The following is a 12,012-nucleotide window of genomic DNA, read 5'->3' on the forward strand; positions in this document are numbered from 1 at the left end:
AATGGATCAAGTATAATAATATGCCACAGGAAGTCACGTGATGACTTTCAGTGGCATATGTAAATAAATGAAGGAAAAGCATTTTTCTAATTCGGGCTCATCGCTAAGGATTTAAAAAAACACTGATTACTGTAATTCGCTTTCTTTTTTTATCGTAAATACTCCACAAATAGGCACCGTAACAATCACGCGCACGATTAAAGCGATTGGAGAAGGATGCATCCCACTCGTAGATTTTTAAATGCTCTCTTTCAGGAAAGAATCGTTGATTAAGCACTAAAAATTGTTCTTTACTCACTGTAGTTGTTTGAGTTTCATGGAAAAAGGCTTTTTCATAGATTCCTCTATTTTTAAATAGGATTTCAGGATTAATTTTTTCTGCTTTCATCATTTCTTTATTGACGTAAATCGGGTTTGTTTTCCAACCTAAGTAATCAGGATCTCTTTTGATATAGATGAGCGGATTAGCTTTTATTGAACAGAAATACTCGTTGAATTGTTCTATACTAGCAGGGTTCCCAGTTTTTCCTCTGAGGACTGATGCCCAGTGGTTACATTGGGCGATTCGATGTAAAAACTCTAGATATCCTAGTATAGCTTGCTGGTGACTGTGAATTCCTTGATAATAAGGTTCATTAAAGAAGCTATAATTAACATAATTTGGTATATTTTCACCATTCCTATCCCGGCATGCTAGTGTTTCTTTTTCTAATAGTTCCATCTATTTGTCTCCTTTTACTAAGGTTCCAAAAGTATACTGATAACTGTAAAACGGTGCTTTTTCTCATCATAAATACTCCATAAATATGCACCGAAACAATCACGTGCACGATTATAATGATTGGAAAAGGATGTATCCCACTCGTACACTTTTAATTGGGCTCTTTCAGGAAAGAATTGTTGATTGAGAGCTAAAAATTGCTCTTTAGTCACTTTGATTGTTTGAGTTTCATGGAAAAAAGTTTTTTCATAGATTCCTCTATTTTTAAATAGAATATCGGGATTGACTTCTTCTGCCTTCATCATTTTTTTATTGACATAAATTGGGATAGTTGCTCTTGCTCGAGTCCATAAAGTTATCGTATCTTTTTCTAGTAGTTCCATCTATTTAACTCCTCAAAGAAACTAGCTTAGAATTCATATTCAACTCATTAACTATTATCTTCTTTCTTAATTGGTTTTTTATACTTTTATTTCTAAAAAAATAAATTATTGTTTCATAAGAATGATCATAATAAATCGAAACATCTTGTTGTTTGAATTAACATGACATAATATAAATTTATAATTATATTTCTATATTTTCCTTAATTTTAAATAACGATTAAAAAATACTGACATAGAATTGCTGCTAATTTTTAAAGAGGTTTGGAGGTATAGAATGAAACTATCCTAAAGAGAAAATTTTGGCTACATTAGAAAGACAATGTATATGATGTACGTTTTCAATAGCAATTATTAAGTGCAATTACAAATTTGGATAAACATTAAACATTACCATGGCCTTTCTTTAGTCAGGACTGGTAATAAAAAACTTTCAGAATAAAAGCAAACAACACTTTTGAAGGATAGTTATTGATATAGATTTACTATTGACGTATCTAAATGAGTACGTAAAAACGATCATACTGAAATAGGAAGTAATAGTTCTTCTAATAGATGTAATTAAATCATGGGTATTTTGGGAGATGGATGTGCAAACAAGAACAGGTATAGTTATCACTATTAAAATATAGAAAACGATGATCAGAAGACAAAGTGATTCAATACATAATAATATTTATAAAAAAGTAAAGATGAACAATATAGAAATACCGGTATTTACTGATATTTTTTACGAATAGACAATCGAAAAATAAGCTACATACAACTGTCATTTTAATTTATAGAATATATTAATTATGGGTAACTATGACTGGGAGGTAAGAGATTGAAATTATTGGAAAAAGAAAGCTTGCAGCTACAATGGAGGGAGGATATCGTCCCTTATTATGTAGATTATGCATTTATTGAAGAGAAAAGTTACAAAGGAAAAAAAAGCCATCAGGAGGCGGTTCTAGAGTTTTTAAATTTTACCAATCGCATTTGGAAATGCGATATTTGGGCAATAAAACATCGTAATAATACACATGAAGTTATCACTGTTAACATGTTGGAACAGCAATTCTTTTCTAGCTTAGATGAGACAATCATTTATTCAGATCAAAGTTCGCTTATAAATAATGGATATCCAACGCTTGTGAATAAAGAAATGATGGAATCAACTGAAATAAGTCCAAAACAATTCTTTATGGACGGAGGAGTTTACGAACAGGCTTTTTTTGATAATTCTCAAGAAACAGAATTATCAAAACTAGACTGTGAAGCACTAAATCAACTTTTCTTTCCATTGCAAGATAAGTTGATCATCTATTCCTGGAATACAGATTTTACCAACTACTATAATTTTGCCCGTGAAGGACATGGTGCATATTTGTGGAGCATCTATGATAGCGAAAGAAATAAATTTACAGTGATAAGTATAGCTCTGGTAATTCAGGGTTAGGGAAGGACAATTTTTGGTTACATCTATTGTTTAAGCATGTGAAAAATAGCTATTAAGTACATACACTATTTTTATAGGAGGCAAAGACATGGAATTATTGGTAAAAGAAACATTAGAATTAAGAAAAAAAAGGGATATACTTTTTCCGTATTACGTTGGTTATACGTTCTTTAAGGAAAATAATTACCAAGGAAAGAGCACCCATAAAGAGGCAATCATAGCCTACCTAAATTATTTAAGTCGTTTAGCAAAAACAAATCTTTGGTCATCAAAAAAACGCAAAGAAACTGGAAAATCTGTTACCCGTGAAATGTATGTAGCGAAATTTCGTGAACTGAATTCTGATTCAATTACATACACAGAAATTGATCCTACTACGTTAAATTTAGATGGCTACCCCATTGAAGTCAACGAAGAGATGATGGAAGGCACTGAACTTACTGCGGAAGATTTTTTTATGGAAGGCGGGGTATATGAGGAAGCTTTTTTTAATGAATTTCATGGTACAAAGTTATCTAAGAAAGACTTTAATCTGGTAAATCAACGGTTCTTTCCTTCAAAAGACAAATTAATCATCTATTCATGGAATACAGAGTTTACAAATTATTTCAATTATGCGCGTGTGGGCTGGGGCGCCTATCTTTGGAGTGTTTATGATTATAGAACCCAAATCTTTACGATCATCAGTATTTATTTAGCAGAACCGGCGTAATATAAGGTATCATGAGATAATATAGGTTCATATTTACAGATTATTGAATTAAAAATTTTAAATAATTGGCGTTAATCTACAGAAAATGACTATGCAGATTAGTATTTTTTTTAAATAGAACCCGCTAATAGCGGGTTCATTTCTATCATTTTTTTTAGATCTGGATAGGCAGTGAGAATATAATACTTTCTTTTTTTTCGTATCACATTACGAGTACGCTGGATTACTACGCAAGAGTAGGTAATATTGCTAACAGGTAAATAATCATTTTTTCCTTCAACTATTCTCCAAAGTCCCCAGCCATTCGGGACTATTCCAGAAATATAGGCATGAGACTGATAGATAACACGATTATTTGATGTTTTTAAACGACATTCTCCTAAAGGAAGCTTGATTTTTCCGTCTAAGTAATTTTGATTCGCAGTAAAAATAGCGATATTAATATATACCAACGCTTGAATGGGATCATTAAAAGTCGATGTATAGTTTAAATCATGCGATATATCTAAACGTCCTTTTAATTCTCCATGATTTTTCCCTATATGACTAGCAATCGTATGCCCCTTCCCTCCATCTGCAAAATGTTCATCGTAATATAAATCAACAGGAGTGTACCACTCAATTTCTTCATCTTCAACATCAACATCTGCTAATTCCTTAATCTTTTGATAAATTTTCTCTAAACTTTCAGAGAGCCAACTAGCTCCCATTGCGCCTAGGATTAAAATTTCTTTTGTCTTATCATCTATAATATTTCCAGTCTCTTCATCCAACACCCCACGTTTTCCATCAATAGTGATCGAATCATCATTTGGTAGTGCCTCATCACTATAAGAAAACTCAATCGCTCCAACTAAATGCGCTGGAACGGCTTCTTGCGTTTGTGCATAGATAAAGTTCCCAGCGTGATCCAATACAACTGCGGCACCATATAATGTAGCGATCATTCCTGAGGGGTCAAAGTCTAATCCATTGTTGTTTGGAGCTAAGGCTTCGCTTAAACTTTGGCTGATTTGGCTGGTTCGTTCATCATATGCGACAGCCATTTCTTGGGCAGTTTCAATAGCTAAGGTTTTAGAAGGTTCATTGACGACCCCGAATTCAAATGGTGTGGTTGCTTGGACGTAGTCGAGCAATTGTTCTTTTGTTGTGATCTCTGTTAAGAGCGTAGAGATGCTCGTATCAAGCTTGACTTGATAGTTAAAAGGTTCTGGGAAATCATAGCCGTAGTAAGAAGAACCGGTGATGTTCAAGATGGCATCATCTGCACCACGAACGGATTCGCCATACTGGATGCTTTCTAAAACGAAAAACTCATTCTGGGAGAGAGAATCGGCTAGTGACGTGTTACGTCCGACCACCGCTGCTTGCTCTCGTAGTGTCCAAGGGATGGTGTAGTTGATGTAGCGACGATAGAGTTCAACACGGTCACTGACGCTGAAAGTAAAGATTCCGTGGTCGCTCTCGCCAGTCAAGTACTCACGCATCAACGCATTGCTTGTTACATCTTGTGCGTAGCGGTTTTGTAAGGCTGCGGAGAAATTGTAGGTATTTGTTGTCGAATCGATTCCAGACATTGCAAAAGCGTTCAGTTCATTTTGAGTGGAGGCACTGCTACCGATCGATTCAAATAGGCCGCTGTTTGTTTTCGCTAAATCAGCTGTGGCGACGCCTAAAGAGGCACCGAGTTGATAAAAACCGACACCTAGCCCAATTCCTAGTAATGCAGGGGCAAGGACGGCAGATGCTGCGGTCGAGAGTAAACCGGCGCTAAGTGTACTACCTGATAAACCAGATGCATAAGCAGACATGCTGATTCCATTAAAAACGTTTAAGGCAACTGCTGCATTTTGTGGTTCTGTGGACGAAGGAATCGCTGAGGTGGTATCGATCGGAACGATGGTTTCGTCAGGTTGGGTGATTTCGCCAGCGATCGCTTCTTGGGCGTGGACATCAAGTGGCAAAGTGGCAAAAGGTGCGAGCAACAGACCAACAAGTAATAGGCGATAAAATTTTTTCATTTTTTACTCCTTTTTATCAAATGGCTTGAGTGACTACCAACAGTTCAACTACCAAAAACCTCCTTATTTGTGTCGTAGGTTGCTTAATTATATTTTCCAAAATATAACAACAAACTTCAAGTTTATTTAAAATTATAATTATAAAAAAACTCATTTTTTTATATAGTTATTTTCTCTGCAAATACTAATTATATGTTAAGCCTTGCTGTTCTTTTATCAATGTTTATACCCTTATTTAAAAATAACATCATGATAATAATAAAAAGATAAATGTTCTTCTTTAGGTGATTATAGTTATTTTTTTGTAACGCTTTTTTCCATTCAACAAAAACATCTTCAATTTTTTCGCTATTCTTTTTGAAAGCCATTTGGTAAACTGTTAAAGAATTCTTATTTTATCAAGAAGAGGAGGGAAAACATGAAAACAGTGATACTTGCTGAAAAGCCTTCTCAAGCAAAAGCGTATGCGGAAACGTTCAAAAAAAGGAAAAAGCAGGAAGGTTATTTTGAAGTCAGTGATCCACTATTCACAGGTGAAGTAACGATCACTTATGGATTTGGTCATTTAGTGGAAATGGTTCCTCCTGGAGAATATGAAGAACGCTGGGCTAAGTGGTCATTGCCCAACTTGCCGATATTTCCTGACCAATTCAAATATACGGTGCCTCCAGAGAAACGGAGCCAATTCGCCATTGTCAAACGACAATTGCAAGCGGCGGATACGATCATTATCGCAACAGATAGTGACCGTGAAGGTGAAGCGATTGCTTGGTCGATCATCCAGCAAGCGAAAGCCTTTACGAAGCAAAAGCAGTACTTACGTTTATGGATCAATTCATTGGAAAAAGAAGCAATCTACCAAGGGTTCAAACAACTGAAACCGGCGGAGCAATTTTATCCAAAATACAAAGAAGCACAAGCACGTCAACATGCGGATTGGCTGATCGGGATGAATGGCAGTCCACTGTATAGTTTGCTGCTGCAACAAAAAGGAATCTCAGGGAGCTTCTCCTTAGGGCGTGTGCAAACACCAACGCTTTATATGATCTACCAGTTACAAGAAGAAATCAGGAAGTTTAAAAAAGAGCCTTATTTCGAAGGAGAAGCGCAGATCAAAAGTCAACATGGGCAGTTTGTCGGTAAAATCGAGCCGAAACAAACCTTTAAGACTGCGGACGAATTAGTTGCTGCGATAGAGGCAAAAGGTGCACATTTAGGAAAACAACAAGGAACGATCTTACAAGTAACGAAAAAAGAAAAACAACAAAGTAGTCCTCGTTTATTTTCTTTGTCAAGTTTGCAATCGAAAATGAATCAACTGATGAAAGTCAGTGCGAAAGCCACACTTGATGCAGTTCAAGGTTTGTACGAAAGTAAGTTTTTGAGTTATCCTCGAACAGATTCTTTTTACATTACAGAAAGCGAACACCAGTATCTTGTCCAAAATCTTGATCGCTATAAAGCGTTTTTAGGGATCACAGAGGTAGCGACACCAGAAACATTTCCTAAAAAACGATATGTGGATGCAAAAAAAGTCCAAGAGCATCATGCGATCATTCCAACCAAAACGATACCGACGAAGGAACGTTTTGCGAAGCTTTCCCGACTAGAGCAAGCGATCTATTTGCAGGTGATGCGTACGACTTTAGCAATGTTTGCAGAAAATTATCGCTATGAAGAAACCGTGATCCTTACAGGAGTGGAACGATTGCGTTTAAAAAGTGTTGGGAAACGTCCAATTGCAGAAGGCTGGCAACAAATCTTGACCGTAAAAAGCAAGAAAAAATCAGATGGTCAGCTTTTGCCTAAAGTTAGTGAACAAGAGGTAGTGACTGTTGATCTGAGAAGCCTTGAGAAAGAGACGCAACCGCCTAAGCCCTACAATGAGGGAACACTGATCACTGCGATGAAAACCGCAGGAAAGACCTTAGACGATGAAGAAGCGCAAGAGATTCTGAAAGAAGTGGAAGGGATCGGGACGGAAGCTACCCGCGCGAGCATTATTGAAAACTTGAAACAACGGCACTATATCGAAGTCAATAAAAATGATATTCAAGTGACTGCCAAAGGTATCACTTTGTGTAAAGCAGTAGCAGGAGAATCTTTACTGACAAGTGCTGAGATGACGGCGCGGTGGGAAAGTTATTTGAAAAAAATCGGTGAACGACAAGGAACGCCGGAAGTCTTTTTAGAAAATATCAAAAAATTTATTCTGCATTTATTAGAAGTCGTCCCAGAACAAGTAAAAACAGTCGATTTGTCTGAAGAGCAAAGCGACTTGATGCAAATCGAAGCAATGGAGAAGAAGAATGACCAAGTCGGGCGTTGTCCGAAATGTAAAAAAGGCATTGTGATGTTGTATCCAAAAATCGCGACATGTACGAACAAGGAATGTGATTTTAAATTATGGCCTACGATTGCTAAGAAGAAATTGACCAAAACAAATCTTAGAGAGTTACTCTCAAAAGGAAAGACTAGTAAAGTGGTCAAAGGATTCACTGGTAAAAAAGGAAAGTTTGATGCTGTCCTAATTTTGAAAGAAGATTTAACGATCGGCTTTTCATTTCCTTGGATGGAAAAACAAGAGTAGGTATATATATTCCGAAAAGTCAAAATACCTAAACCAAAAAATACTAAAGTAATCATTATTAGAGGAGTACTTGTACGTGAAAAAAATCAATTCGCTTTTGAATTATGCAATGGGGTTGTTAACGTTGGTTGCGCTATATCAAGCGGTCATCGCATATCCAGAATACGGAACCAAATTATTAGCTATTACAAAACATCCGACTGGCTACTCACCGACGGTCATTTTGACAACTTTGACCGCAGCAGCTAAGAGCGGCACTTACTTGTTGCATACAACGAGTAGTCTACTGAAAAGAAAGAAACAACGGAAACAGTTGCTTTTCGTATTAGCTGCGGCGGGTGTTGTTTATTTCTTACCAGTGATTACTCAATTTATTCAACAGTTCATATAAATAGATAAAAAAAGACGACGATAAGAGAAAAATTTCCTTATTCGCCGTCTTTTTTTAACTCTTTAATATACCAAGCGTCCATCGTCGAGTGTTCAGAACCTGCTAGTGGATCAGCTATCAAGTGAAAGCCGAACTTTTCATACAGTTTACAAGCAGGCTTTAATAAATGCATCGTTTCTAAATAGCATTGACGGTAATGTTGAGTGGCATAAGACAATGCTGTTTCCATCAATTGGTTGGCAATTCCTAAACCTTTTGCTTCTGGGGCTAAGTACAATTTTTGTAATTCACATATCTGCTTTTGCGCGTCAAAAGGGGCAATACCGATTCCGCCAACTACTTTATTTTCTAATTCCACCACCCAATAAGCAGCACAGGGGAGAGCATGGTAGTAGTCTGTTAAATGGTCTAATTGTGGGTCGAAATAGGCAGTTCCTTCAATCGCTAAATCGAGTGATTCTAGGGAAGTTTGAATAATTTCTTTGATGATTGGATCATCTTGTGGTTTGATTTCTCGGATCAGCATCGGATAAGGCTCCTTTTCTATCGTGTTTATTTATCGTAATACAAATGAACGGAAGGGTCAATTTACTTTGTACTCAGAGGGACATTCTTTTATCAACTTCTCCCTTGACCCATTGCTTGAACTGTGAAATAATAACTTCATAAAAAATTTATGACTTAAGAGCGTTCGCCGGAACGATCTTGTAGGAGTCAGACAAACGAACCGTAGGCTTTAATGGTTCGTTTGCCTGGCTCCTTTTTGTTTTGGGAGGGAATAGGCAGAATGAAAATAGAAAACTTACAGACAGATAGACAAAAAGGATTAACGGAACAAGAAGCAAACGATCGATTAGAATACTACGGTGTAAACTCGATTGACACTCAGTCAACTAAATCTTTTATTGTTTATTTCAAAGAAGCAATGAAAGATATCACGATTTTGATTTTACTTGTTGCCACAGGACTATCTACGTTTATTGCTTATCAAACACATCCGGACGATTTTACAGAACCAATTGTCATCTTTTCAATTGTCCTATTAAATCTTTATTTATCGATACGGCAACAAAAAAGTGCGGAAAAATCAATGGATCAACTGAAAAAAATGAGTACGCCAACTAGCTGTGTCTTGAGAGAAAGTTCCGTTAAAGAAATCAACAGCTCTGAGATCGTTCCTGGTGATATCGTACAACTTAAATTGGGTGATCGTGTCCCTGCCGATGCGAAAGTAATTACAAGTACTAATTTCTTTGTTGACGAATCATTTTTGACTGGAGAAAGTGAACCGAGTGAAAAAGACGCTTCTTATCAACCTACTGATAATGAAGGATTGAGTGATCGTAAAGATCTAGTATTTTCTGGTGCATTAGTCGTGACAGGTAAAGCGACAGTCTTAGTTGAAAAAACTGGCAATGCTACAGAAATCGGAAAAATCTCTCATTTGATCACGAATGAAGGAACGCTTGTCGCACCACTGCAAATCAAAATGCAAAGACTGGGTAAAGTGCTAGGGCTAGTCGCAATCACTGCTGGTTTCTTGGCAATTGTAATTGGTTTAGTAAAAGGTTTGAGCCTAGAATCAAGTATCATGAATGCAATTTCAATGGCAGTTGCAGCAATACCAGAAGTATTACCTGTTGTCGTAACCATTTCTCTAGCTGTAGGTATGGGGAATATGGCAGTTAAGAAAACCATTGTTCGGACACCATCAACGGTTGAAACAGTAGGTGGCGTTTCTGTGATTTGCTCAGATAAAACCGGTACGATCACTGAAAACAAAATGTCTGTGAAAAAAATCGCTCCATTAATAGAAATACCTACTCTTTTAGACTTCACTAAAGACAAGGAAAAAAATCTACTTTTGCTGTTTTATCTTGCGAGTGCGTTTTCTGAGAACGAAGGAGGGAGCAACCCCACGGAGTTAGCGATTCAAAAAGCTGTAAATAATCGCTTTTCAGAGAAGGAATTACAGGAATCTCTTTCTGATTTGAAAAAAATCAAAGAATTGCCCTTTGATTCAAAAAGAAAACGTATGACTGTGGTCTATCGTATTGGAAAAGAATATCTATCAGTCACAAAAGGAGCATTCGATCGACTACACTTGGTGAATCTAAGCGAAGATTATCAAGCAGAACATGATCAACTTGCTGATCAAGCGTACCGTGTATTAGGGGTAGCTTACAAGGTATTCCAACAATCAATCGAAGAACTACCAGAGGAAGAATTAGAGGAGGAGCTGATATTTGCCGGCTTTATCGGCATCATCGATCCAGCGAGAAAAGAAGCAGCAAAAGCGGTGGAAGTAGCCAAAAAAGCAGGAATTAAAACCGTTATGATCACTGGCGATCATTTATTAACAGCTTCACGTATTGCTAAAGAAGTAGGGATAATGGGAGAAGGAGACCGGGCAATGACAGGGGCAGAACTGAAAAGAATGAGTGATAAACAGTTAGCCGAAACGATCGATAGGTATCGAGTGTTTGCTCGAACGTCACCTGAGGACAAGATACGAATCGTTAAAGCTTTTCAACAAAATGACGAAATCGTCGCCATGACGGGGGACGGAGTGAACGACGCTCCGGCATTAAAAGCAGCGGACGTCGGCATTGCTATGGGGAGTGGAACGGAAGTGGCGAAGGAAGCTTCTGACATGGTTTTAGTAGATGATCATTTTGCAACGATCGTCCAAGCGATAGAAGAGGGGCGAAGAGTGTATCAAAATATCCGTAAATCTCTATATGCCATGTTAGGTTGTAATATTTCAGCTTTAACGATCGTATTGATTTCTCTGATCTTAGGTTGGGGCGCGCCAGTCACAGCAATCCAATTGTTGATCATCAAAGTAGTCGCAGATGGCATCCCTGGTTTTAGTTTAAGTGTCGAACCTGCAGAGGAAAAAAATATGGAAAAACAACCGATCCATAAATACGACAGTATTTTTTCACAAGGATTGACCTTTAAGATCCTTGAAATCTCTGTTGTGTTTACCGTCGTAACATTATTGGCTATAGTTATTGGTCGTACACAATCAGTAGCGATTGCTGAAACAATGACATTTATTGTCCTAGGGTTATCCACGATCAGCCATATGTATAATTGTCGCAGTGAAGTATCTATTTTACGATTAAAATTTTTTGGCAATCCATTGTTAGTCTTAACTACAGCAATTGGTGCATTGATTATTGTCTTATTAGTGACAATCCCTCTGACACAACATATATTTGGATTTGTTACGATTGGACTTTCCAACTGGCTATGGGTTCTTGGTTTATCTTTTATTCCAGTAGCCTATATCGAAGTGAAAAAATGGACACATCTGTTTTAAAGAATTAACTGAATGATTTTCTCTTAGTTAAGTTTAATTTTGTTCGTCTGTAGTTTATTTTTCCCGAAGCTACGGACGAACTTTTCTTAAAATGACTTAAAAAAGCGCAAATGATAAAAATAAATACAGATAACAAAAAAACTAGAGAATTATGGGAATTTATGACTAGTATAAGAGGTTAGAACGAGGAATTATAAAGGTAATCATTTTTCATTTATTCTAGTTTACATAATATATATTATACAAAGTAGATTCAAATGAAGTATGAACCATTATCAACCTGAATTAATCTGATTTTTACCATTAAAACCAATTTTGACTCTTCTGCAAAATTTTAAAATTATTTTGCACTTGATTTGTTTTCTCTAGCTAGTTATTCATTATCCATTTACTAGAAACCAATGATTTTAAATCTATATTCCTAC

The 12,012-nt window shown here is 36.7% G+C and carries 9 protein-coding genes; 5 read left to right on the forward strand and 4 right to left on the reverse strand.

Annotated features, from left to right (window positions below):
- Window positions 1-103 precede the first annotated feature (103 nt).
- Both IGJ19_RS06785 and IGJ19_RS06790 read right to left on the reverse strand, forming a co-directional pair.
- Window positions 104-721, reverse strand: coding sequence for a hypothetical protein (locus tag IGJ19_RS06785; protein ID WP_430604519.1), 618 nt, complete (start codon window positions 719-721; stop codon window positions 104-106).
- Between the two features lie 17 nt (window positions 722-738).
- A complete protein-coding gene (locus IGJ19_RS06790; protein ID WP_430604520.1) occupies window positions 739-1,104 on the reverse strand; it encodes a hypothetical protein in 366 nt (121 codons plus the stop codon).
- Window positions 1,105-1,930: 826 nt separating this feature from the next.
- Here IGJ19_RS06790 and IGJ19_RS06795 point away from each other — a divergent pair.
- Complete coding sequence (locus tag IGJ19_RS06795; protein WP_142433047.1) at window positions 1,931-2,545, forward strand: hypothetical protein; 615 nt, start codon at window positions 1,931-1,933, stop codon at window positions 2,543-2,545.
- An 88-nt stretch (window positions 2,546-2,633) separates the two neighbouring features.
- Window positions 2,634-3,257, forward strand: coding sequence for a hypothetical protein (locus IGJ19_RS06800; RefSeq protein WP_142433046.1), 624 nt, complete (start codon window positions 2,634-2,636; stop codon window positions 3,255-3,257).
- A gap of 110 nt (window positions 3,258-3,367) precedes the next feature.
- Here the strand turns inward: IGJ19_RS06800 and IGJ19_RS06805 are convergent, their stop codons facing one another.
- A complete protein-coding gene (locus IGJ19_RS06805) occupies window positions 3,368-5,278 on the reverse strand; it encodes an RNase A-like domain-containing protein (RefSeq protein WP_375148163.1) in 1,911 nt (636 codons plus the stop codon).
- Window positions 5,279-5,696: 418 nt separating this feature from the next.
- On the opposite strand from IGJ19_RS06805, the gene IGJ19_RS06810 reads away from it, so the two are divergent.
- Both IGJ19_RS06810 and IGJ19_RS06815 read left to right on the forward strand, forming a co-directional pair.
- A complete protein-coding gene (locus tag IGJ19_RS06810) occupies window positions 5,697-7,868 on the forward strand; it encodes a type IA DNA topoisomerase (RefSeq protein WP_142433045.1) in 2,172 nt (723 codons plus the stop codon).
- Between the two features lie 76 nt (window positions 7,869-7,944).
- Entirely contained in the window at window positions 7,945-8,259 is a 315-nt protein-coding gene (locus IGJ19_RS06815; protein ID WP_010735484.1) for a hypothetical protein, read from the forward strand.
- 37 nt (window positions 8,260-8,296) lie between these two features.
- On the opposite strand, the gene IGJ19_RS06820 is transcribed toward IGJ19_RS06815, so the two are convergent.
- Complete coding sequence (locus IGJ19_RS06820; RefSeq protein WP_430604521.1) at window positions 8,297-8,785, reverse strand: GNAT family N-acetyltransferase; 489 nt, start codon at window positions 8,783-8,785, stop codon at window positions 8,297-8,299.
- Between the two features lie 261 nt (window positions 8,786-9,046).
- On the opposite strand from IGJ19_RS06820, the gene IGJ19_RS06825 reads away from it, so the two are divergent.
- Entirely contained in the window at window positions 9,047-11,587 is a 2,541-nt protein-coding gene (locus IGJ19_RS06825; protein ID WP_430604522.1) for a cation-translocating P-type ATPase, read from the forward strand.
- The last annotated feature ends 425 nt before the right edge of the window (window positions 11,588-12,012 follow it).

Source organism: Enterococcus sp. DIV1368b (assembly GCF_050529595.1).
Classification (GTDB): domain Bacteria; phylum Bacillota; class Bacilli; order Lactobacillales; family Enterococcaceae; genus Enterococcus_B; species Enterococcus_B mundtii.

Excerpts from the sequence above, each read along its gene's own strand:
- IGJ19_RS06785 (WP_430604519.1), bottom strand. The coding sequence starts at position 721 with ATGGAACTATTAGAAAAAGAAACACTAGCATGCCGGGATAGGAATGGT.
- IGJ19_RS06790 (WP_430604520.1), bottom strand. The coding sequence starts at position 1,104 with ATGGAACTACTAGAAAAAGATACGATAACTTTATGGACTCGAGCAAGA.
- IGJ19_RS06800 (WP_142433046.1), top strand. The coding sequence starts at position 2,634 with ATGGAATTATTGGTAAAAGAAACATTAGAATTAAGAAAAAAAAGGGAT.
- IGJ19_RS06805 (WP_375148163.1), bottom strand. The coding sequence starts at position 5,278 with ATGAAAAAATTTTATCGCCTATTACTTGTTGGTCTGTTGCTCGCACCT.
- IGJ19_RS06810 (WP_142433045.1), top strand. The coding sequence starts at position 5,697 with ATGAAAACAGTGATACTTGCTGAAAAGCCTTCTCAAGCAAAAGCGTAT.
- IGJ19_RS06820 (WP_430604521.1), bottom strand. The coding sequence starts at position 8,785 with ATGCTGATCCGAGAAATCAAACCACAAGATGATCCAATCATCAAAGAA.
- IGJ19_RS06825 (WP_430604522.1), top strand. The coding sequence starts at position 9,047 with ATGAAAATAGAAAACTTACAGACAGATAGACAAAAAGGATTAACGGAA.